This window comes from Colwellia maritima (genome assembly GCF_022669015.1).
In the GTDB taxonomy this organism is placed as follows: domain Bacteria; phylum Pseudomonadota; class Gammaproteobacteria; order Enterobacterales; family Alteromonadaceae; genus Colwellia; species Colwellia maritima.
In genome coordinates this window covers 148,154-170,799 of sequence record NZ_JAKKSL010000005.1, presented here as the reverse complement: position 1 = coordinate 170,799, position 22,646 = coordinate 148,154, and the positions used below count along the sequence as shown (strand labels likewise).

Genomic DNA, 22,646 nt, shown 5'->3' with positions numbered 1-22,646 from the left:
CTTATTGGCAAGTTAAACACTTTCCTCTACCGTCCCCGTAGCTGCCAAACCCCTATCAAATTTAATTATAACGGCAAGCACTTAAAGAGAATAAAACATGACACTTAATCTAAATAAAAGCATTTTAGCAATTGCTATTGGCTTATCCTTATCAAGTACTACTGCTTTTTCGCAAGAAAATGCCATATCCGATAGTGCAAAAGACACAGACATTGAACGCATAATCACCGTGGGTACCCGTATGTCTAACCGTACGGTAGCAGACAGTCCTGCACCGATTGACATCATCTCATCAGACGCCATAAAAAATTCAGGCGCAACCAAAGCACACCCGATATGCTACGTAAACTTGCGCCATCATTTAACATGAACAACACCACCACATCCGATGGTCAAGATTTAATGCGCCCGAGCAACATTAAGAAGCTTAGGGCCAGATCAAGTACTCGTATTGATCAATGGTAAACGTCGTCACCAACAAGCGGTTGTAGCCGTTCAAGAAAACGTAGGCCGTGGTAGCGCAGGCACTGATTTAAGCTCGATCCCAATGACCGCTATTTCACACATTGAAATATTACGTGACGGTGCTGCAGCACAATACGGCTCAGACGCCATTGCTTGGTGTAATAAACATAGTGCTTAAAAATTCCGACGGAGGTACGGTTTGGAGCCAATATGGACAAACCGACGAAAATGACGGAGAAAGCTTTGAACTCGGCGCTAACTATGGTTTAAGCATTGGCGACAATGGCATGTTAAACCTCACCTTTGAATACGCTGACAACGGTGAAATGAACAGAGCAACCGCAACAACATGGTTTGACGCTATCGACACCCCGAAAAAATTATTACTCGTGGGTGAAGCAGAAACTGAAATGACTAGCCTATGGGCTAACTTCACTTACGATTTAGGTGACGACGGTCAACTGTATGCCTTTGGTGGCTTTACAGAAAAAGAAGGTGAATCGTTAGGTTTTTATCGCCCGACAGACGATAATCGCGTATGGAGCACATTATTTCCTGAAGGGGTAACTCCTAGCTTAGGCTCAAAATCTGAAGATTACTCGGTAGCTGTTGGCTACAAAACAGAAATTGCAGACTGGGAAATTGATGCCGGCGTAGTAACCGGTGAAAACCGTTTTGAGTTTAGCAACCTAAACTCACTAAACGCCGGCTATGGTCCTGATAGCCCAACATCAGCTTACGATGGTGCCTTAGTTTTCACACAAACCACTTTTAACTTAGACGCCGTAACCTCTCTTGATTTAGGTCTATACGAAGAAGTATCAATCGCTATAGGCTACGAATACCGAATTGACGGTTTTGAACAAGAAGCTTGGGGATGAAGTTACTTATGCTCGTGGCGACACACTGTGTTCAGAATCAGTTAACCCAACGGGTGACCCATTAATGACATCGTGCTCTGGCGGAGACATTACTACACCGGGCATGCAAGGCTTCCAAGGTTACAGCCCGGCAATGGCAACAGACAAAGATAGAGATAGCTTTGCTTTTTACTTAGACACTGAAGTCTTTTTAACTGAAGATTTATTAGTAGCTGCCGCCTTACGTTATGAAGATTATGACGATTTTGGTAGCACACTTATTGGTAAGCTATCCGCGCATTTAAGTATCACTGAAAACTTATCTGTACGTGGTTCAGCTTCTACAGGTTATAGAGCACCGGGCATGCAACAAGCAAACTTCACCCAACGTTCTATATCACTTGATAACGGTGAACTAGCCGATTTAGTGACTTTACGTCCTGACGATGCCTTAGCACAAGAGCTTGAGTTCGATACTTTAAAAGAAGAAGAATCAACTAACCTGTCTATTGGTGTGGTTTACAGCAATGGCAATTACTCAACAACCCTTGATGTTTACCAAATCAACATTGATGACCGTATCGCCTATTCTGGCAATATTCAACGCGGCATTAATAGCGACATTGATGCATTTTTTGACCGTCATACTAACGCTGGTGGCGCTTTAGATGGTGTTAAAAATGTATCATTATTCACTAACGCCATTGACACAGAAACCTTTGGCCTCGACTGGGTAAACCAATACACGCAAGAAGTAGATTTTGGTAATGTTGTTTACGAACTGTCTTATCACCATAACGACACTGAAGTAAGTAACATCAATACCTCTTCATCTATTGTGCCAAACGCAACAATTTATGATGCCGCTCAAACCTTACTAATCGAAAAAGGTCAACCTCAAGACAGAGTAACACTGTCAGCCATGGTTGATTTAGATACATGGTCAGTAACAGGTAGAATGACTCATTACGGCGAAGTAAGCACAGCGTCTTACGGCACATTACCTAACACATGGAGCGCAAAAAGTTTATTTGACGTAACAGCACAATGGCATGTTACCGACCAAATAGATCTTAGCGGTGGTATTTTAAACCTAACAGATGAATACCCAGATGAATGGGGATCTAATGGCGCACCATTTAACGAACTTGGTTTCAAATACGGTTGGACAAGCTTTCCGTTCTCACTTGCTTCAGGACGCGAATACTACGTAAAAGCCACATATAACTTTTAGTTACTTAGTTTTAATTTTAGTTACTTAGTTTTAATTACTTAGTAAATTAACAAGACTCAAAAAAGCCAGCTAACATTAGTTGGCTTTTTTATACTCAATGTCTCGTCCTGAAATGTGTTTACACATTTAGGACTTATTATGACCAAGTCAAATAATACACCGATCAAACGAACACAACGAGATTATTCATTAGGCTTTAAATTACAAGTTGTCGACGCTGTAGAAAAAGGCGATATGACTTATAAACAAGCCCAAAAAATTTATGGCATACAAGGTCGTTCAACCGTGCTTACTTGGTTAAGAAAACACGGTAAGATGGATTGGACTCAATCACCTAAGATAACTATGCCTACATCACCTAAAGCCAAAGAAAGTCCCGCTCAAAAAATCAAACGCCTCGAACGAGAGCTTGAAGATGAGCATTTACGTAACCTGTTACTCAATGAAGTGGTTAATATTCTTGACGCGGAGCATGGGACAAGCCTTCGAAAAAAGTATATTGCCAAGGAGCAAGAAGCCTTCAAAAGCAAAAAATAGTTAGCTTAGAACGTGCTTGCATGCTGCTTGGTATAACGAGACAAGCGATATATCAACGAGAGAGTAGAGCTAAATTGCGTGCTATTGAACTAGCACCAGTTAAAGCGATGGTATTGGAAATACGACGTTTTATGCCGCGCTTAGGTGGAAGAAAGTTGTATTTTTTACTTAAATCAAAATTCATAGAGCGAGGCATAAGTTTAGGTCGAGACGCTTTTTTTAGTTATTTGAAAAATGAACGTTTATTGGTTAAACCTAAGCGTAGTTACACTAAAACTACTTTTAGTAAACATTGGATGAAAAAGCATCCTAACTTGCTAAAAGATGTGCAACCATCGCGGCCAGAAGAAGTTTTTGTAAGTGATATAACCTACGTTCAATCAGAGCAAGGTGTTCACTATCTATCACTAGTAACTGATGCTTATAGTCGCAAAATTATGGGTTATGAACTCAGTGATGAAATGAAGGCGACAGACGTTGTTAAGGCATTAGATATGACAATCAATAATCGTCAGTATCAATGTAGTACGATTCATCACTCAGATAGGGGATTACAATATTGCTCGCAGGTATACCAAGATAAGTTAAATGAAAGCCAGATTACACCATCGATGACGGACGGTTATGACTGCTATCAAAATGCCTTAGCAGAGCGTATTAACGGGATACTAAAGCAAGAATTCCTTTTATATAAATGCCAAAATATTGAAGAGCTAAAGCAACTCGTCGATGAATCAATATTGATATACAATGAATTTAGGCCGCATTTGAGTTTAGGAATGAAAACACCAAACCAAGTGCACAAAAAAAGCCAGGAGCAAAAGCTACTGGCCTTCCATTAAAACCGTCAACGTATCTTAGGACGGGACACAAACTTCAGCTTTTAACTTAGGATTTTTTGGATAAAAACGCTCAGGTAAACTACTAACATGCTCAAAAAAGCGCGTATCCTTATACGGCAGTTTCATAAACCCTGAAATACCAATGCCATCGATCGTCGGCAATAATGCTAAAAGTTCCGCTAAACATTGCCTAAACTCCGCTTCTTTATCATGATTTAGCAACATCAAATAACTGTGTATTTTTAAATGCTTCGGCAACACCTCAAAAATAATACACCCCGTATGATGAATCAAATTCAAACGCGCTAATACCGCCATCATTTCATCAGGCAAATACAAGTACTCGTCAGGATCTTTACCATCTTCAAAATAAGAATGTAACTTAGTTATATCGTCAATGTCAGCCACCGCACTAATATCAAACGATATCACCTGTTTAGGCTGAGCAACAAAAGGAAAACTTGGACTTTTTCGTTCAACATGCAAGGTATTACGGGCATTAAACAAACAACTTTTAAACACCCCAATACGAAAAATCCCCTGCGCTAGATGAACCATATTATTCACCGCACTCACAAACGACGTTTTTAGCGCGGGGTCAAATAGCGTTAAATTAGAATCAATAAAAACGCCCTCTTTTGTCCGGCGAATAGCTAAACCACCCACCACCGGAAAATTACCCAAACGACTTAACGCCGCAATAAAGGCTTTTTCCGTATCGCCCATGCCCATTAAATAATTTTTATAGTATTTTTCCAATTGCACATCATCAATATCACTTAGTTGATCCGCGTCTGATTCTTCTCGAAGAAACGACTTACGCGACCCATACACAACCGTGTCTATTTCTCCCTCTTTCCCTGGCACTTTCGCCTTAACCCACACAGGAATAAGCGGTGATGTATTAAAAACCGTGGGTTTGTCTGACAACACCAACTGTTTTAAATACGACAAATTGTTAAAAAAATAATCCCAGCTTGGTAACGTTTTTGCTGATCATCACCTAGCATCACCGTAAGTACGTTCGCTAACATTTTAGGTAAACCTAAACCATTAGGCGAAATAACTTTCGTGCCATACCGACATGACTGCCCAGACGCAATAGCATACAAGGTAGCCGCTAAACCTTGCTCATCAAACCTAGGGGAAGATAAGCCGCCGTCAATTTGTTCCGGACCAATAAAATACACATCACCTAACCTCGCATTAGTATGTTGTAAATCACTGCTCATTAAATCCATCACATTATTACTGGTGGTTTGCCCCTGCACATCAAGCTGCGCCATAACCGACGAACCCCAGTCAATAAGTTGCACTAACCCTGTTTTTTCGTCAAAAACCACATTAGACGGTTTTATATCACCATGAACATAAGGTTTACCCTGTTGATGGCGATTACTATCACGTAAATACAATAAAATTTCGGCTAACTGAATCGCAATACTCACCACAAGTTCAGGTGCCGCGGACCACACTGATGTGAAAGTTGATCTAAATCGATACCGGGTGCTCGGCTCATTTGCAAAATGGATTGCCGTTTTATTTTCTGATAATCAATAACCCGAGGAATTTTAGGGTGATGTAACTGGCTTTGAATTTCGGCTTCTTCACTAAGCCTGTCTTGCACATGTTGCGGTAGGTTTAAGCGAGAAAACTTAAATACCACATCTTCACCCGCAATATTCACAGCTGAAAACACAAAGCCGTAAGCGCCCTTACCTAACAAGGCTATATTACTATAACCCAGTTGTTTAAGTTGTTGCTGACACAACTCCACCCACTTTTTTAACTTAGTCGCATCTTTATGATTAAGCAGGTAAATAGACTGCTCTTCAGCAATATAAAAATGCTGAAGTTTTTTCTCTGTACGCTTTTCAGATAGCTGTGCTGTCACAAATTTAAGCCTATTTCAAAAGTACGATTTAACTAAATAAACATATTACCCGTTATTGATAATAAAAAAACTATCGACAATTAGCATTTAAAAATGATGCAGTTTTAGTGATTAACGGTAAACGTGACGATGAAAAACTATGATCATCCTCAATTAACACATAAAAAATATTGCTGTTTTTAGTTGCTTTTAACGCAGCAACTAACGGTGTTATTTGTGTTGCTAACGGAATAACATCACTATTGGCCGCAATAATAAACACAGGTCGGCCGTTAATTGAATCTACCCGATTAAGTAAATCTAACGCCTCACCATGCTCAGTTACTTCTGCCGGATTTTTTTACCCGACCACCCCTTTAACATAAACAATTGATCACTATAATCAGACCACATTTTTACAGTTGCCTCATCACTCAGTAATCCCTTACCCATATTCGCGCCATCGTAACTTACCGCACAACTAACCTTGGGATTATCTAAAATACCGGCCAAAGCCATATGACCGCCCATACTATGACCCACAACAGAAATTTTACGGGTATCTATCGCCGACTTTTTAGCAATGTCTTTGTTCATAATATAGTGTAATACGGCTTGAACATCCGCTTCTGCACCTTGAAAAGAAAACTCGCCCTCACTCCCCCACGCACCACGATAATGGAAAAAAACCACATTCCACCCCTCACTGCGCATCGCTTGAGCAACGTCTAAATTCTTTTCATTACCCGGGTAACCATGCAACAACACCATGGTAGGATGTAGCCCTTCACCCGCCGCCGTATAAATAATGCCCGACATACGTTGACCTGACGACTCAATCGTTAATTCGGTTATACCTGCGGGGTGTTCACCTTGCGCTTTAGCAAAAACATTATTTGATAACAACAGCAGACTAAACAAGGCACCAAACAAAGTACGTGAAGCGAAAAGCATTGAAATAAGCGCAGAATTAGTTTTCATTATCTATAGTAACCTTATAAAAAAGTGAGATTGTTTAAGTAAGGAATATTTTCATCTTATCTTAAATGCTAGTGACTCTATTTACGTATTAAAATGGTAATTTGAATAAAAATAGGGTTAACTAATATTACCCTTTATTGCATAAAAATTGCAGAAAAAGAACAATACGGAGACAATAATGATTAAAAAAATCTCGATCATCATCGTAATCATCCTGGCTTTGCCACTGGTTGCCGCACTTTTTGTTAGTAATAACTATGCCGTAGAACGTGAAGTAACGATTAACAGAAGTAAAACCGAAGTATTTAATTATATTAAACAACTGAAAAATCAAGATAATTATAGTAAATGGGCGAATATAGACCCAACAATGGAAAAATCTTACCGTGGCACAGACGCCACAGTCGGTTTTGTTTCTGCATGGCATAGTAATAATGAAGAAGTAGGCACTGGCGAACAAGAAATAATAAAAATAACCGAGGGTAAACAAATTGACTATGAGCTACGCTTTATTTCGCCGTTTGAGTCAACGTCACCCGCCTACATGGCAACCATCGCAATGGCCGAACAACAAACCAAAGTCGTTTGGGGGTTTGAAGGTCACATGGACTACCCTACCAATTTAATGTTAGCTTTCATGGATTTTGAAAAAATTATCGGGGACGACCTACAAACAGGTTTAGATAAATTAAAAATAATACTGGAAAGTAATCCATAGCATCACCTAACTTCACCTAACTAAGCCTAACTAAGCCTAATTCAACTAGCGGGCGTAACAAGTTTTAAAACCTGCTACGCCAACTCAAGTGCTGCTTAAATCACTTATTTCAAACTACTAATACGCACTAGCTCATGTGCACCAAAGATATTACTGGGTTTTTCTAAGAACGATTTCCACAAGTTACAAAAACGCGCAATACTACCGCCATCAATAACACGATGATCACCAGACCAACTTATTTGCATAATACTGCGAGCTTCCACTTCGCCTTTATCATTAAAGCGTGGCAAAGTTTGTAACTTACCTAACGCCACAATAGCCGACTCAGGCTTATTAATAATAGGCGTTGCCACAGTACCGCCAATAGCACCAATATTAGAAATAGTAATAGTGCCACCTTTTAAATCAGCACTTTGCACACGACCACTTCGGGCATCGTTAGTTAAACGGGTAATATCAGCCGCCAAATCTAAAATAGACTTGGTTTGTACCTGCTTAACATTAGGCACTAACAAACCAATTTTTGAATCAACCGCCATACCAATATTATGATCATTAAAATATCTTAACTCAGTACAATCATCATTCACCTGGCTATTAATTACCGGAAACTCTTTTAATGCCGAAATAGCTTTCATAAAAAAGGGCATCATGGTTAATTTAATGTCTTGCTTGGCATACACTTCTTTTAACTCTAAACGCAGCTTAATCAACTCCGTCATGTCAATTTCTTCACAATAAGTAAAATGCGGAATAGTACTAACCGAGTCAACCATGGCTTTCGCCATAACCGCTTTAATCCCTTTAATTTTCTCAACATAACTTGAAACAGCAAAGTTAGATTCAGCGTTAATTGACTCAACACCTGATGCCTGTGTAGTACTCACTTGCTTGTTACTACCTTGCTCAATATTACTGCCTTGCTCAAAGGCCGACATCGTCTTTATAAACCCGGCCTTTTTTGCCCGAGCCAACAACCTCACTAATATTAACGTTTAGCTCACGCGCAACGCGGCGTACCGCAGGGCTAGCAATCGCTTTACCTTTCGTTGCTGCTTGCACAGGCTCAACACTACTGGGGTTATTTACCCCTTGTTTTACCGTCGACGCTTGGCTAGAGGCTACAGACTTAGCTTCGCCTGATGTAGCTGTCGCAGTAGCCGCAGTAGTCGCTGCAACTGCTGACACATTGGCTTCATTGGCTTTATTGGCTTCCCTGTTTAATACAGAGTTTGACACAGGGCTCGATGCACTCCCCTCAACTACCATAGAAAAAAGTGGCGCATGAACCTTAGCAATTTCACCCTGTTTATAGAATAACGTTTCAACTACGCCTGAATGCATTGCCGGAATTTGCACCAAGGCTTTATCCGTCATCACATCCGCAATAGGTTGATCTTCAACAATGCTATCACCTTCTTTCACCAACCATTCAACTAGCTCACATTCAACTATACCTTCACCAATATCAGGTAAAATAAAATCTATGCTGCCGGCTTGAGTCCGGCTTAGCAACAGAAACTGATTCAGGTGCAGGCTCAAGTGAAGACGCAGGCGCTTTCACCTCATCAGCGCTTGGCTGCGTGTCATTGGTAATCATAGAAAAAAGCGGTGCATGTACCTTGGCAATTTCACCCTGCTTATAAAATAACTTTTCAACCACCCCAGAATGCATCGCCGGAATTTGCACTAAGGCTTTATCCGTCATTACATCAGCAATAGGTTGATCTTCAACAATACTATCGCCTTCTTTCACCGACCATTCAACTAGCTCGCATTCAACAATACCTTCACCAATATCGGGTAAAATAAAATCAATACTCATATTTTTTCCTACATTTTTTCATCAACAGCCCGCAAATAAACAAGCCCTTAGAAATCTATTAGTAAATTAATAATTTATGCTGCGTTTAATGGCTTCATAAATTTTTAAATGGTCGGCAACATATTCTTTTTCAAGCGCTAACGGGTACGGCGTATCTAAACCACATACACGCTCAATGGGTGACTCTAAATGTAAAAAGCACGCTTGCTGAATCGTTGCGGCTATTTCACTGGCAAAGCCAAACAGTTAATGGCGCCTCTTGCGTTACTAACAAACGACCTGTTTTCATCACCGAATTCGCAATGGTTTCAATGTCCCACGGTAAAATACTGCGTAAATCAATTACCTCACACGAAATGCCATCGTTGGTTGCTAAGTCAGCCGCTTTTTGTAAAATTTCCATCTGCGCCCCCCAAGCAAGCAAGGTAATATCACTGCCCGTTTGTACCACTTCAGCTTTACCTATTGGCAACTGATAATCTTCTTCAGGCACTTCGCCTACCGACGCACGGTATAAACGTTTGGGCTCAAAAAATATCACCGGATTATCATCACGTATTGACGCTAACAACAACCCCTTGGCTTGATAAGGATTACGAGGAATAACCACTTTTAACCCCGGTGTATGAGCAAAATAAGCTTCAGGTGATTGGCTATGATACAAACCGCCGCCAATCCCCCCACCATAAGGAGCACGAATGGTCAGTTTACCTACATCAAATTCATTACCGCTGCGATAACGGAACTTAGCCGCTTCATTCACTATTTGGTCAAACGCCGGAAAAATATAATCCGCAAATTGAATTTCAGCAATAGGACGCGAACCTTGCGCCGCTAAACCATTAGCAAAGCCAATAATACCTTGCTCAACTAACGGCGTATTAAAGCAACGCACCTTGCCATATTTGTCTTGCAAACCAGACGTTGCCCGAAAAACACCACCAAAATGACCAACATCTTCGCCAAAACATAGCGTGCTATCATCTTCGTTCATTGCAATATCAAGCGCATTATTAATGGCCTGTAACATATTCATTTGTGCCATAACTAGAATTTCCCCGCAGTAAATGGATAGGCTTCTGGGTATTTATTGACGTGTGCTTTCACCTGCGCCAATTGCGCTTCTAATTGTTTAGACGGCACATCATAAACATCGGTTATCAAGGTGTCGATATGCGGTTTATTCAATTTCTCCGACACTTTCACCGCGGCTAACACTTTTTCTCTTAAGCCTTCAAATAACACTTTGTCTTGCGCTTCATCCCACCACTTTTGAGCAAACATCCAATTTTTCATACGTAAAATAGGGTCATTCGCCTGCCACTTTTCTTCCTCTTCACGGGTACGATAACCTGAAGGATCATCAGAGGTAGAATGCGCGCCTAAACGATACGACATCGCCTCTATTAACACCGGCGCATTTTCTTTTAACGCATAAGCACGGGCAGTTTGGGTTGCTTTTATTACCGCTAAAATATCATTACCATCAACCCGAAGTGTTTTAATACCATAACCAACACCGCGCGAGGCAATACCATTACCTTTAAACTGTTCGTCTGACGGCGTAGAAATAGCGTAACCATTATTACGACAGAAAAATATTACCGGCGCTTGTTGCACAGCGGCCATATTTAAACCCGCATGAAAATCACCTTCCGAGGCAGCACCTTCACCAAAGTAACATAAGGTTACTGCGTCTAAACCTTGTAATTTTTGACCGTAAGCATAGCCCGTTGCTTGAGGAATTTGCGTTCCCAATGGAGAAGAAACCGTCATGTAATTCAATTCTTTTGAACCGTAATGAATAGGCATTTGACGCCCTTTACCTAAATCTTTCTCGTTAGAGAACATTTGATTCATAAAATTTTCAAGGCTAAACCCCCGAAACATCAACGCACCTTGTTCACGGTATTGGCTCATAATCATATCTTGTGGCTGTAAACCCGCAGCACCACCTACACTGGCAGCTTCTTCACCTAATGCAGCCATATAAAAACTTAAACGACCTTGGCGTTGAGACGACACCATGCGTTCATCTAACACGCGATGAAATGCAAACGTTTCATATACTTTAACCGCAAGCGCCTGATCTATTATTGGCATGTCACTGTTTTCATAAACACTGCCGTCTTGCTTTAAGATTTTTAGCTCAGGAATTTCAACACTAGTGCCATCAATAAAGGTAGGTTTATGAACTACCGGCCCATCATTATAAAGTTCACTACTCATAACATTCTCTTATTGTATTTTACGCTTATTGTGTGCCTACTGCGTGTTTGCATAGTATTAGCTGAACAATTAATCATTGTTAGCTGATGAAACAACACAAGGTGGATGTCTACTACTTATTCTTTGTCGGACTAAAGTCCAACCTACATTCATAACAACAACTTGTACTCAATGTAGGGGATAATTTATTGCCCCTTGTCGGACTACATGAACATTTCACGTTATTAGAAGTATAGACAAAAATGCATAACATTCGCGCAAAACTTTACCTTTACGTAAACTGATAAACAAGATTATTGCATAATGATATTGGGGTGTTTTTGCTGTAAGTGAGCAAAAATGTTTACACTCGTGAGAGAAGCGCCAAAAAATAGCCCAAATAAAGCCCAAATAAAGCCCAAATAAAGCGAAGCAAAAGCCAATTAACCTAAGAAAATAAATATTAACCTTATTTATATGAGTAACTTGCCTAAAAACGTAATAAACTTAGCGCAACAACCCACATTAAAGACTAAAAAGCACAATGGAATACAATCAAGGTATTTTTGCCTTATTACCTGTCGCCTTAAGCATAACGGCCCCCATTTTTATTTTAATTAGTTTAGGCGCCTGGTTGTGCCACATTAAATTTATCAATGATGAATTTATTCATATTTCATCTAAGTTTATTTTCAATATTGGCTTACCTATTATTTTATTTACCAAGACAGCCGCCCATGATTTTAAGCATCTTATAAACGTTTCAAACATTGCCATAATGGCGATTACAACCATGTTAGTGTATTTTCTCAGTGGCTTAACTGCGGGCAAGTTTATCGGTGAAAAACGCGACAAAGGGGTATTTGTTCAAGGATCATTTCGCGGTAATTTAATTATTTTAGGCTTAGCTTTTTGTGCAAACGCTTACCCTGAAAAAGGCATTGCAATCGCGACAATTCCAACCGCTATCACTATTATTATGTATAACTTACTGTCTATATACACCCTTAATAATAGTTTGCATCATCAAGGCGCGTCACTGAAAAAGAATATAGTAGATATTTTAAAAAATCCGCTAATTATCGGCATAATGGTTGGGCTGCTAGCCAATTTACTTAATTTTAAAACGCCCGATATTATCGCACAAAGTAATCAGTACATTGCCAAAATGACGTTACCTTTAGCCCTTATTGCCATCGGCGGCTCTTTAAATTTTTTACAAATAAAACAAAATATTAAAACAGCCTTTGCTGCTAGCCTATGGAAAGTTATTATTAGCCCGAATTGTTGTTATTTTATTGCTACTTATCCCCACAGACCCTACTGCGGCAGGTGTGTTGTTTTTGCTAGCCTCAGCACCCACGGCGACGGCAAGTTTGGTTATGGTACAATCAATGCGCGGAAATAGTGACTTAGCCGCTAAAATAATTATACTCTCAACACTTATGTCACTTTTCACTGTTACCATTGGCTTTGCCATGTTAGTTTCAGCTAACATCGTTCAATTGAGTTAAGTTCAATTGAGTTAAGTTAAATTGAGTTAAGATAAGTTAAGACAAGTTAAATTAGTTACACTAAAAAAATTAGGATTAAACCATGGAATACACCACCCGTGAATTACCCCAAAATAAGCGAATAGCGCTTGTTGCTCATGATCATATGAAAGAGTCGTTATTAAATTGGTCTTTAATGAGACTTGATATGTTAAAAGAACATCAATTGTATGCTACGGGTACAACGGGTACGTTATTGGCTAGCAAGTTGAATCTTTCAATTGAAAGTTTACTGTCAGGCCCTATGGGTGGCGATCAACAACTGGGCGCTAAAATAGCTGAAGGTAAAATAGATATTTTAATCTTTTTTTGGGACCCTATGAACGCCGCACCGCATGATCCTGACGTTAAAGCGTTACTACGGTTAGCTGCAGTGTGGAATATTCCTATTGCAACGAATATAGCAACGGCTGATTTTATATTAGACTCATGCCATTTAAACAAGGCATACCATGCCCGCGTACCTGATTATCAAGGCTACCTAGCTAAAAGAACGTTATAGATTAGCAATAAAACCAAATAAAATAAGCCACCCTGTGCCCTCGGTGGTGAATATTCTTTTCTCTTTAAAAAAACAATTTGACCACCGAACACACCGAGGGCCTACGTCCTCACCGAGAAGAGCAAAACCAAAGATAAAAAACTTCTTAAATCCCTGATCACTATCTCTTCTGATCTTTTCTTATCTCTTCTCTGTGCAGCGAAGCGAGGCCTACATGGATGTAGGTCACTTAGGTTCTGCATGGAGCATAGAACCTGACTCTGTGCCCTCGGTGGTGAATATTCTTTTCTCTTTAAAAAAACTAATTTGACCACCGAGCACACCGAGGGCCTACGGCCTCACCGAGAAAACAAATACTTAACAATATTAATATCTGATAATTAACTCATTGATTTATTATTTAAAACTAGTTTAGCAAACGACTTAAAAACACTAAATGCATTCTGCCAAGTTATTATAATATCCCCATAAACCATCGGCACAACATATTGCTGAAACCGTTCTTCATATATTTTATTTTCTTCCAATACATTCAAACCAAACATCAGCTCAGCAATAGGACTTTGAACAAACTCCACATGTTGATTTCCATACCTAGCAACATCTTCAGACATTCGATGAGTTTTAATACCTGATTTAGCTAGCGCTGTTCCACCTGTAAATACTAATGAATGTGTTTCAGATGATAAACCAGATAACAACTTTAATAGGACAATAACGTAATAATCTTTTTCAACTATGGCGGGATTTCCCATACCAAGAGCATCAGAAACATCTAAAAATAAACTGCTGTCAATTAGCATTAATAGCTCTATTATTGACAACAATTTTTCTTTTGAAACGATTATTGGTAACAATTTGAAATGAAGCTCGGTATTTGCAAGCTATCACCATCAATACTACGTTGTGAAAACTCATCGAACTTATAATCAATACCAAGTTTTTCGATGGCTTCTAATATCACACCATCAGCGCCAGAGGGAGAGGCCGGCATTAAATTACCTGTAATGCGGTTTTTTCTTGCCTTAGTATAAAGCCCATAACCAATACGTAATAAATCACCCGCATCAACTAACTTTTTTAAAACACGCCCCACTTGATCATAACCTGCGATATCAGCAAAATCGGCACGCGCGAAAACATATCGCTTTGAGCGATTGATTCTCACTTTAACTTTTCTTGCTATTGTCATGCTTTAACTCCGTATTTAACCTTTTAAATATAGCAAACATACGACATTTAAACAATGCAAACATACGACACTGATAACAAAACATAACGGCTTCAAAGCATTATTTCTTCTCTGTGTAGCTCGAAGCGAGGCCTACATGGATATAGGTCACTTAGGTTCTGCATAGAGCATAGAACCTGACTCTGTGCCCTCGGTGGTGAATATTCTTTTCTCTTTAAAAAAACTAATTTGACCACCGAGCACACCGAGGGCCTACGGCCTCACCGAGAAGAACAAAACCAAAGATAAAAAACTTCTTAAATCCCTGATCACTATCTATTCTGATCTTTTCTTATCCCTTCTCTGTGCAGCGAAGCGAGGCCTACATGGATGTAGGTCACTTAGGTTCTGCATGGAGCATAGAACCTGACTCTGTGCCCTCGGTGGTAAAATTATCTTAATATCTTAATATCTAATCCCCTTAATATCTAAAATTCGTACCCTTCGCGTAATTCGCTGAAAAAAAACAACTAAATCATTTCTCTGTAATGATCAAAACGCCACTAAATCAAAATATTTTTACTTAAACTATAATTTGATAGTAATTTTGTAGCCTTTAAGCTACACTTCAGTAATGAAATATGAAGTAAAGCAAACCTCAATATTTAAAGCTTGGCTGAAAAAATTAAAAGATAGACAAGCTTTAAAGATAATAGCGTTAAGGTTAACTAGAGCGGTTAACGGTAATTTAGGTGATGTTAAGTCACTTGGCAGCAATTTGAGCGAAATGCGAATTTTTGTTGGTAAAGGTTACCGTTTGTACTTCACGATTAAAAATGGGCAAATAATCGTTTTACTTTGTGGTGGTGATAAATCGAGTCAAAGTAAAGATATTGAAAAAGCCAAAAAATTGTTAAATGAATTGGATAATTAATTATGACCGAAAAATTAACAGAGTTTAATCCATTTGAATTTATGGATACACAAGAAGAAATTAATGAATTTCTTATGGAGTGTTACCAAGATGAAGATCCAAATACTTTTGTAACTGCGCCGGGTCAATTAGTAAAACTTCATGGTGTTACCGGCGTTGCAGAGCAGTCGGGGTTGAATCGTGAAAGCATGTACAAGACATTTAATGGTAAAACTCAACCTAAATGGGATACCATTGTACGTGTACTTAAAACACTCCACGTTAACTTGTCATTTGCATAAAGCTAATTTAACCACCGAGCACACCGAGGGACTACGTCCTCACCGAGAAGAGCAAAACCAAAGATAAAAAACTTCTTAAATCCCTGATCACTATCTCTTCTGATCTTTTCTTATCTCTTCTCTGTGTAGCGAAGCGACTCTGTGCCCTTGGTGGTGAATCAGATCTTATCATTAAAAAACAATTTGACCACCGAGCACACCGAGGGCCTACGGCCTCACCGAGAAGAGACCAAGACCAAGACCAAGACCAAGACCAAGACCAAGACCAAGACCAAGACAATAAAATATCTTACGCCCTTAATCCCTGATCGCTTCAAAGTCGCCTACCGAACTTGCTAACAAGAATAAAATAGCAACAACTTAACTATACAAAAATTCGCTTTAATAACGAAATAATGTATAGTTAAAACATACATAGTGAAACTGTATAGAAATAAACAACAATTCACTATAACGAATAAAATAACCAGAGAGCGAATGTGAATAAATTAAGACTACTAAATGACAAAACATTTTTAGCCATAAAAAATGGCCACAGTGGGCTTTTCACTACACAAGACCTAGCACTCATGTTAAATACCAACGTAACAAACTCATTTAGAAAATACCTCTCGAATGCCGTAAAAAAAGGCGTGTTATCACGCGTTGCAAGTAATGTATATATCAACGCCAATTCACCACCAACCACTAACGGAGTACTCGAAAAAATAGCTTTATTATTACGGTGGGATGAATTTATATACGTCAGTTTAGAAACACAACTTAGCTATTTAGGGATAATATCCCAACTAACCATGGGATACACAACACTGATGACCACAGGCCGCAGCGGAAAATTTGAAACACCATATGGTACGATAGAGTTTACACATACAAACCGCAGCTTAGCCCAGTTAGAAAACGGTGTTTACTTTGACCTAGACATAGGAATTTATCGCGCAACAGAAAAACGCGCAACCGCCGATTTAAAACGTGTCGGCAGAAACATAAACATCTTTGGAGAGCTAATGCTAAAATTACTAATAAACCAAGTACTAGCAAAAAACCCTGATTACATAGGATTAGACAACGTACTTGAAAAAGAAGTGCTACACCACGACATTATGCTAGTACTTCACAAGGAAGGTTTTTTACAACATCTAACCTTTATTGGTGGTACTTCACTTAGACTATGCTATAACTCCAATCGACTTTCTGAAGATTTAGACTTTACCGGCCGGGTTTGACTTTAATCCAAATAAATTCAACGAACTAGCCATTAAGCTAGAAAACCATTTACAAAAAAAATACAACATCAAAGTTAAAGCTAGAACACCACAAACAACTAACTTTGGAACATCTACTTGGAAAATAACACTAGAAAAGTACCCAGATAGAAAAGATCTACCTTCTCAAAAAATGCATATTGATATTTGTGCTCTCCCATCGTTTGACATTCAACACAGACCAATAATGGATCATTATCATATTAACTCACCAATGGCAGGGCTTCCTATTGCCGTACAAAGCATGACAGAGATTCTAGCAGATAAAATGGTCGCCTTTGCTTACCGTGAACGTAGAATTAAACCACGCGACATTTGGGATATTGTTTGGTTGAAACAACAAGGCATTGAACAACATACTGATTTAATAACTAAAAAACTCAACGCACGGAATAAAGAAACCACAAATTTTATTGATAACATAAATAAGCACCTAAACTTATTGCACAATGATGATTCAATAAAATCTGATTTTCATCATGAAATGTCACGTTTTGTACCTAGAGAAATAGCAAAAAGAACGCTAGATAATAGTAACTTTTGGTCTTACCTAACCTTAACTATAGATAACGAGGTAAAGCTAATAACAAACCACCTAAAAGATGAATCACCAAACCTACCATTTAATATGAAAATGTAACGTGCCCTGTGCCCTCGGTGGTGAATCAGATCTTATCATTAAAAAACAATTTGACCACCGAGCACACCGAGGGCCTACGACCTCACCGAGAAGAACAAAACCAAAGATAAAAAATGTCTTAAATCCCTGATCACTATCTCTTCTGATCTTTTCTTATCTCTTCTCTGTGTAGCGAAGCGACTCTGTGCCCTCGGTGGTAAAATTATCTTAACTCTTAATGTCTTAATATCTAATATCTTGTCTCTTCTCTGTGCAGCGAAGCGACTCTGTGCCCTCGGTGGTGAATATCCTTTTCTCTTTAAAAAAACAATTTGACCACCGAGCGCACCGAGGGACTACGTCCTCACCGAGAAGAACAAAACCAAAGATAAAAAATGTCTTAAATCCCTGATCACTATCTCTTCTGATCTTTTCTTATCTCTTCTCTGTGTAGCGAAGCGACTCTGTGCCCTCGGTGGTAAAATTGTCTTAATGTCTTAATGTCTTAATGTCTTAATATCTAAAATTCGTGTCCTTCGCGTAATTCGCTGAAAACAAAAAACACCATCAACGAATTACACAAATTTCTCGAATTAAAAACACAAACCCTGTAGGGGGTAATTTATTGCCCCATCTCTTAATATCTAATATCTTATCCCTTCTCTGTGCAGCAAAGCGACTCTGTGCCCTCGGTGGTTAAAATCTCTTATCTTTAAATCTTTTCTTTAATATCTAATATCTTGCCCTTAAATTCGTGCCCTTCGCGTAATTCGCTGACAAGCCCTAATCCCTTATATCTAACATCTAATATCTTACCCCTAAATAACTAAATCGATAGGTTATAAAAAACACTTATGCTAACATCAACACCCAAGGACGAACCATCAACAACACCGAACTAAACACAACCTTGATAACCTCAACCACCTCCCAACAATCAAAAGCAACAACGCAAACAGCACACTCAAAAATACCTAGCATTATTGCCGCTGTTATATGCCTAATCTTCGCCCTGTGGTCAACACTATGGTTCTGGTCCGCCGTACTCACCGTACGCCCTGAAACAGTAATAACCCAATGGGAAGAAAAACAAGAAGAGATAAAACCCGAATTAGCCCAAAAAATGATAGCCCGGCTCAAACAATCTATCGCCATAAACCCAATAGACGCCAACAGCCATTTACTCATGGCTAAATATTACCAATGGTTAGCAAACAACAGCTCAAGCGCCAAAACAAACAACATAAACATAAGCAAAAATCAATACACCGCCCTTGCCGAACAAGCCTTTAAAAACGCCATAAAACACCAACCAAGTGGGTATTACGCCTGGGCAAAACTCGCACAATTCTACAGCAACCAACAACCACTAAACCAAGCCAAACTAAAACCGGCCCTTTCAAACGCGATGCTACTTGGCCCTTTCGAACAAAGAAGCCGACTAATACTGATTCCATTACTCTTTAAACACTGGTCTTTAATTGCTAACAACACAGAAGACATGGCACAAGCAACAAAAATAATAAAACTCGCATTAAAAACATCCAATAGCCTGCTCACGCTTAACTCAGCCAAAACATACCAGAAACTTGCCGAGATAACCCCCTTGCTCACTAAGCAATGGCATAAAAATTTCGCAAAAAAACATATAAAAGAAACAGCCAATGACCAATAGCAAACCATCAAACAGCAAACTATTCGTCGCCCTACTCATTACTGTATTTATAATGCCTTGGCCACATGGTGGAGAGGTAGCATGGCAATACTTATTTTTTACTACGGGCATATTTACCCTTGCAACCATCTACTTTATTAACAACAGCCAAAAACTATCGTCTAAATTTACCAACTTAAACAGCATAAAAACGCCGTTAATACTGCTTAGCGCATGGTTGCTTTTTCAAGTGCTACAAGTTATTCCTTTGCCCTTTAACATAACGCACAACTTAACAACTATCACCGAGTTAAGCATTACCGAAGCAAGCATAAACACCAATCACTGGCAAACCATTAGCATAGCGCCCAATGTAACCTTGATAGAGCTTATAAAGCACACAAGTTACCTCACTGTTTTTATACTCGCTTTATTATTATTAAACACAAAACAACGCATACTAACCCTTGCTAACACCTTATTTTTTGGCTCTGCCATCATAGCCCTTTATTCCTTAATAAATCACTACACAAAGGGCGCGTTCGACCTAGTAAGCTCTATTCCACCTTGGACAGCACCTTGGGAAAGAGCAACACACGGCACGTTTAGCTATCAAAATCATTACGCCTCATTTTTAACCCTCACCATTCCCCTAGGTTACGGATTGATGTACGCCAACCTAAAAAAGCGCGATACCCAACAACTAGGTAAAACTTACCTAAACAAAATGATAGATTTGATCAGCTCGGTCAATGGAATATACCTATTGAGCCTGCTAATAATGGTCACAGCTTTATTCAAAACGGCATCAAGAGGGGGTAATTCAATTTTTGTAATTAGCATAGCCCTAACCTACTTATGCGTACTGCTACAACAAAAAAAATCGAAAAAACAAAAAGTAAAGAAAGTGCTATTACTGCTCATTAGCATGCTAGCTATAGGTATTTTCATTTTTACAACAGGCGTGACTAACTCGTTAACCAATCGGCTTGACTCACAAGGATATAAGCCAAACGGACGAGATATAATGCATCAAACAGCTTTCGCTATTATTAAAGAAAGTCCCATTGTAGGCACAGGCGGCACCTACCCGATACTACAGCACAAATATAAATCGTCATTGCTCGGCACTTCAGCTATGTCAAAAAGAGCCCATAACGACTATTTAGAGTTGTTAGCAAATCAAGGGATTATTGGTTTTAGTTTACTAGCAATGGCAACATTATTATTGCTTAGGCCATTAAGTAATGGTTTGAAAAAAGGCAGCAGTAAGCGAAATAAAAACCTGTATGGTTTACAGGTAGGAAGTTTTTGCGGTGTAATAGCGATATTATTGCATTCACTGGCAGACTTTAATTTTCATCTACCTGTGAACGCAGTGTATTTTTATTTAATATTAGCATTAGGGATTAAAATAGCGCATGTTAGTAATAAAAAACACAAACTTTCACTAACTAAAGTACTAATAATGATCAGTTGCTTAGCCATAATCATTTATATACTTCTATCGTTTACTCAATTTGAAACCAAAAATAAAATTTCAAATACTGAAGATAGCCCACCATGGATGCCTAATATTCTTAATGAAGGTAATCAAAATTACTTACCCGATTATTCCTTCGCAGGTTATAAAAATGGTGAATCGCCATTACCTCATTACAAAATCACACATAACATTTTAGATTTTGGCGCAAAACCAAACGATTCTGTAGATGATACAAAAGCAATACAAACAGCAGTGAAGTATGCGGGGCAACAAACGAAAAGAACTGTGTTATATTTTCCTAAAGGAGTATATAACCTGAGTGAAATAATAAGTATTCAACATAGTAATATAGTTTTGCAAGGCGAAGGAAAAGATAAAACAATACTACATTTCACAAAACCACTTAAAGACATGACCTATAAAAAAGAGACAAATTATACAATTGACCTTATAGAAAGCAATGGTAATAAGGTTAATAATAGCTTTTTTTCACCTTTTACATGGGAAGGTGGAGTTATTTGGGTATCGCCAGTATGGAGAAAAAATATATGCTTTGCAAAAGCAATTAATGGTAAACGGGGCGAGCACACTATCATGACAGATAACCCTAAATATCTAAAAATAGGAATGACAATAGATCTCAGATGGTATAATACACCTAACAGTAAAGGTTCCCTTTTTGATCATATATTCATGAGTAATAATGTAAATGTAGGAAACACATTAAAGCGTAACCATAAATCACCACTTATTCATCAACCACTTCAAATAACTAAAATAACAAATAATATTATTACCGTTAAAGAGCCACTGTTACACGATGTACGAACTGAATGGAATAATAAAATATGTGAAGTAAACCTGTTGACCGAAGTCGGAATAGAAAATTTATCAATAGAGTTCCCACAAGAAAGAAAAGATTCTGTTCACCATTTAGAATATGGTTACAATGGTATATTTCTTTCGGGTGTAAGAAATTCTTGGATTAATAATGTTTCAATTATCAATCTTTGGTGCAGGCATAATAATTAATAATAAATCTTCGCTAAATACTCTTTCTAATCTTCATATAGTTGGAAAATTCAAAGCTCACTACACGGTGATGAATACTGGGTATGGTATACTGATAAAAGATTTTATATTCAATACCCCTGCTATACATAATCCCAGTTTTGCAACAAAGAGTCGATATACAGTGTTTACTAACGGAGTTATTTTTCAACCGTCTTTAGATCAACACGCAGGTATTAATCATCAAAATTTACTCGATAATATTCGTTTAAAAAACATCATGAACCCAATTTTCAAACATGGAGGATCCAAAGATTTATTTCCTGTTGCCGGAGCATACAATACTTTTTGGAATTTATTCTTAGAAGATTTTTCCAAAGCAGAAGGTTTACGGGGAGATGCATGGAACGCTAGAATTATCGGTTTAAATGCCAGTAAGCCTTTAATATTGAATTACCACCACTCTGCCTATATTGAAGGAATAAATAAACCAAATATGAAAATACAATCTTTATATCAATATCAACTTACAAAACGTACCAATTTAAAAAAGAGCATATTACAATAATGCAAAAAATAGAATACTGTCTCTCTTTTAAATCTTAGTTTAACAATTTTACCTAT

21 protein-coding genes and 3 pseudogenes are annotated in these 22,646 nt (G+C 38.5%); 16 read left to right on the top strand and 8 right to left on the bottom strand.

The genetic code is table 11. The features are described 5' to 3' along the window. Positions 1-97 precede the first annotated feature (97 nt). The 5 genes from L3081_RS21485 to L3081_RS21465 all read left to right on the top strand — a co-directional run bounded on the left by L3081_RS21485 (position 98) and on the right by L3081_RS21465 (position 3,938). Positions 98-370: a hypothetical protein gene (locus L3081_RS21485; protein ID WP_242288378.1), complete on the top strand. Its 273-nt coding sequence runs from the start codon at positions 98-100 to the stop codon at positions 368-370. 81 nt (positions 371-451) lie between these two features. Further along, positions 452-643: a TonB-dependent receptor plug domain-containing protein gene (locus tag L3081_RS21480; RefSeq protein WP_242288377.1), complete on the top strand. Its 192-nt coding sequence runs from the start codon at positions 452-454 to the stop codon at positions 641-643. Next, the gene (locus L3081_RS21475; protein WP_242288376.1) at positions 636-1,346 is read left to right on the top strand and encodes a hypothetical protein; all 711 of its coding nucleotides are present in this window, start codon (positions 636-638) and stop codon (positions 1,344-1,346) included. The genes L3081_RS21480 and L3081_RS21475 overlap by 8 nt, the downstream gene beginning before the upstream one ends. Next, positions 1,324-2,559, top strand: coding sequence for a TonB-dependent receptor domain-containing protein (locus L3081_RS21470; protein ID WP_242288375.1), 1,236 nt, complete (start codon positions 1,324-1,326; stop codon positions 2,557-2,559). Before L3081_RS21475 ends, L3081_RS21470 begins: the two co-directional genes overlap by 23 nt. Before the next feature lie 138 nt (positions 2,560-2,697). Beyond that, positions 2,698-3,938 (top strand): IS3 family transposase gene (locus tag L3081_RS21465; protein ID WP_420839773.1). Its coding sequence is split into 2 segments (ribosomal slippage): positions 2,698-3,067 and positions 3,067-3,938, totalling 1,242 coding nucleotides; the frame shifts between segments, so codons are not numbered across the junction. 15 nt (positions 3,939-3,953) lie between these two features. Here the strand turns inward: L3081_RS21465 and L3081_RS21460 are convergent. The 3 genes and pseudogenes from L3081_RS21460 to L3081_RS21450 form a co-directional block, all read right to left on the bottom strand. Next, positions 3,954-5,832: pseudogene (locus L3081_RS21460) on the bottom strand (serine/threonine protein kinase). A 70-nt stretch (positions 5,833-5,902) separates the two neighbouring features. Next, entirely contained in the window at positions 5,903-6,094 is a 192-nt protein-coding gene (locus L3081_RS21455) for a hypothetical protein (RefSeq protein WP_242288373.1), read from the bottom strand. Between the two features lie 59 nt (positions 6,095-6,153). Then, positions 6,154-6,792, bottom strand: a complete 639-nt coding sequence (locus tag L3081_RS21450; RefSeq protein WP_242288372.1) for an alpha/beta hydrolase family protein — start codon at positions 6,790-6,792, stop codon at positions 6,154-6,156. Positions 6,793-6,970: 178 nt separating this feature from the next. Here L3081_RS21450 and L3081_RS21445 point away from each other — a divergent pair, with 178 nt between their 5' ends. Continuing rightward, positions 6,971-7,510, top strand: a complete 540-nt coding sequence (locus tag L3081_RS21445; RefSeq protein WP_242288371.1) for an SRPBCC family protein — start codon at positions 6,971-6,973, stop codon at positions 7,508-7,510. A gap of 104 nt (positions 7,511-7,614) precedes the next feature. On the opposite strand, the pseudogene L3081_RS21440 reads toward L3081_RS21445, so the two are convergent. The 3 genes and pseudogenes from L3081_RS21440 to L3081_RS21430 all read right to left on the bottom strand — a co-directional run bounded on the left by L3081_RS21440 (position 7,615) and on the right by L3081_RS21430 (position 11,567). Continuing rightward, positions 7,615-9,338, bottom strand: a pseudogene (locus L3081_RS21440) (dihydrolipoyllysine-residue acetyltransferase). A 66-nt stretch (positions 9,339-9,404) separates the two neighbouring features. Beyond that, positions 9,405-10,383: pseudogene (locus tag L3081_RS21435) on the bottom strand (alpha-ketoacid dehydrogenase subunit beta). Positions 10,384-10,385: 2 nt separating this feature from the next. Then, positions 10,386-11,567 carry a thiamine pyrophosphate-dependent dehydrogenase E1 component subunit alpha gene (locus L3081_RS21430; protein WP_242288370.1) on the bottom strand — a complete coding sequence of 394 codons (1,182 nt, stop codon included), beginning with the start codon at positions 11,565-11,567 and terminating at the stop codon, positions 10,386-10,388. 523 nt (positions 11,568-12,090) lie between these two features. On the opposite strand from L3081_RS21430, the gene L3081_RS21425 reads away from it, so the two are divergent. From L3081_RS21425 to L3081_RS21420, 3 genes are all read left to right on the top strand, one after another. Continuing rightward, the gene (locus L3081_RS21425; protein ID WP_242288369.1) at positions 12,091-12,954 is read left to right on the top strand and encodes an AEC family transporter; all 864 of its coding nucleotides are present in this window, start codon (positions 12,091-12,093) and stop codon (positions 12,952-12,954) included. After that, entirely contained in the window at positions 12,881-13,060 is a 180-nt protein-coding gene (locus L3081_RS29250) for a hypothetical protein (protein ID WP_420839772.1), read from the top strand. Before L3081_RS21425 ends, L3081_RS29250 begins: the two co-directional genes overlap by 74 nt. Positions 13,061-13,142: 82 nt before the next feature. Beyond that, the gene (locus L3081_RS21420; RefSeq protein WP_242288368.1) at positions 13,143-13,601 is read left to right on the top strand and encodes a methylglyoxal synthase; all 459 of its coding nucleotides are present in this window, start codon (positions 13,143-13,145) and stop codon (positions 13,599-13,601) included. 380 nt (positions 13,602-13,981) lie between these two features. Here the strand turns inward: L3081_RS21420 and L3081_RS21415 are convergent, their stop codons facing one another. Beyond that, complete coding sequence (locus L3081_RS21415; RefSeq protein WP_242288367.1) at positions 13,982-14,404, bottom strand: nucleotidyl transferase AbiEii/AbiGii toxin family protein; 423 nt, start codon at positions 14,402-14,404, stop codon at positions 13,982-13,984. Between the two features lie 41 nt (positions 14,405-14,445). Continuing rightward, positions 14,446-14,793: a DUF6088 family protein gene (locus L3081_RS21410; protein WP_242288366.1), complete on the bottom strand. Its 348-nt coding sequence runs from the start codon at positions 14,791-14,793 to the stop codon at positions 14,446-14,448. A 613-nt stretch (positions 14,794-15,406) separates the two neighbouring features. On the opposite strand from L3081_RS21410, the gene L3081_RS21405 reads away from it, so the two are divergent. The 7 genes from L3081_RS21405 to L3081_RS21380 all read left to right on the top strand — a co-directional run bounded on the left by L3081_RS21405 (position 15,407) and on the right by L3081_RS21380 (position 22,590). Beyond that, on the top strand, positions 15,407-15,706 hold the full coding sequence (locus L3081_RS21405) for a type II toxin-antitoxin system RelE/ParE family toxin (RefSeq protein ID WP_242288365.1): 300 nt from the start codon (positions 15,407-15,409) through the stop codon (positions 15,704-15,706). A 2-nt stretch (positions 15,707-15,708) separates the two neighbouring features. Continuing rightward, on the top strand, positions 15,709-15,987 hold the full coding sequence (locus tag L3081_RS21400; RefSeq protein ID WP_242288364.1) for an addiction module antidote protein: 279 nt from the start codon (positions 15,709-15,711) through the stop codon (positions 15,985-15,987). Positions 15,988-16,466: 479 nt separating this feature from the next. Next, positions 16,467-17,213 (top strand): type IV toxin-antitoxin system AbiEi family antitoxin, encoded by a 747-nt coding sequence (abiEi, locus tag L3081_RS28665; protein ID WP_338027448.1) that lies wholly within the window; start codon positions 16,467-16,469, stop codon positions 17,211-17,213. Between the two features lie 31 nt (positions 17,214-17,244). Beyond that, positions 17,245-17,892 carry a nucleotidyl transferase AbiEii/AbiGii toxin family protein gene (locus L3081_RS21395; protein WP_338027464.1) on the top strand — a complete coding sequence of 216 codons (648 nt, stop codon included), beginning with the start codon at positions 17,245-17,247 and terminating at the stop codon, positions 17,890-17,892. Positions 17,893-18,781: 889 nt separating this feature from the next. Beyond that, complete coding sequence (locus L3081_RS21390) at positions 18,782-19,546, top strand: tetratricopeptide repeat protein (protein WP_242288363.1); 765 nt, start codon at positions 18,782-18,784, stop codon at positions 19,544-19,546. Beyond that, positions 19,536-22,043 (top strand): O-antigen ligase family protein, encoded by a 2,508-nt coding sequence (locus tag L3081_RS21385; protein ID WP_242288362.1) that lies wholly within the window; start codon positions 19,536-19,538, stop codon positions 22,041-22,043. The genes L3081_RS21390 and L3081_RS21385 overlap by 11 nt, the downstream gene beginning before the upstream one ends. Beyond that, complete coding sequence (locus tag L3081_RS21380) at positions 22,003-22,590, top strand: hypothetical protein (protein ID WP_242288361.1); 588 nt, start codon at positions 22,003-22,005, stop codon at positions 22,588-22,590. The genes L3081_RS21385 and L3081_RS21380 overlap by 41 nt, the downstream gene beginning before the upstream one ends. Positions 22,591-22,646: the final 56 nt, after the last annotated feature.

Coding starts and splice junctions, on each gene's coding strand:
- L3081_RS21485 (WP_242288378.1), top strand. CDS start 98: ATGACACTTAATCTAAATAAAAGCATTTTAGCAATTGCTATTGGCTTA.
- L3081_RS21450 (WP_242288372.1), bottom strand. CDS start 6,792: ATGAAAACTAATTCTGCGCTTATTTCAATGCTTTTCGCTTCACGTACT.
- L3081_RS21445 (WP_242288371.1), top strand. CDS start 6,971: ATGATTAAAAAAATCTCGATCATCATCGTAATCATCCTGGCTTTGCCA.
- L3081_RS21430 (WP_242288370.1), bottom strand. CDS start 11,567: ATGAGTAGTGAACTTTATAATGATGGGCCGGTAGTTCATAAACCTACC.
- L3081_RS21425 (WP_242288369.1), top strand. CDS start 12,091: ATGGAATACAATCAAGGTATTTTTGCCTTATTACCTGTCGCCTTAAGC.
- L3081_RS21420 (WP_242288368.1), top strand. CDS start 13,143: ATGGAATACACCACCCGTGAATTACCCCAAAATAAGCGAATAGCGCTT.
- L3081_RS21415 (WP_242288367.1), bottom strand. CDS start 14,404: ATGCTAATTGACAGCAGTTTATTTTTAGATGTTTCTGATGCTCTTGGT.
- L3081_RS21410 (WP_242288366.1), bottom strand. CDS start 14,793: ATGACAATAGCAAGAAAAGTTAAAGTGAGAATCAATCGCTCAAAGCGA.
- L3081_RS21405 (WP_242288365.1), top strand. CDS start 15,407: ATGAAATATGAAGTAAAGCAAACCTCAATATTTAAAGCTTGGCTGAAA.
- L3081_RS21400 (WP_242288364.1), top strand. CDS start 15,709: ATGACCGAAAAATTAACAGAGTTTAATCCATTTGAATTTATGGATACA.
- L3081_RS21385 (WP_242288362.1), top strand. CDS start 19,536: ATGACCAATAGCAAACCATCAAACAGCAAACTATTCGTCGCCCTACTC.
- L3081_RS21380 (WP_242288361.1), top strand. CDS start 22,003: ATGTTTCAATTATCAATCTTTGGTGCAGGCATAATAATTAATAATAAA.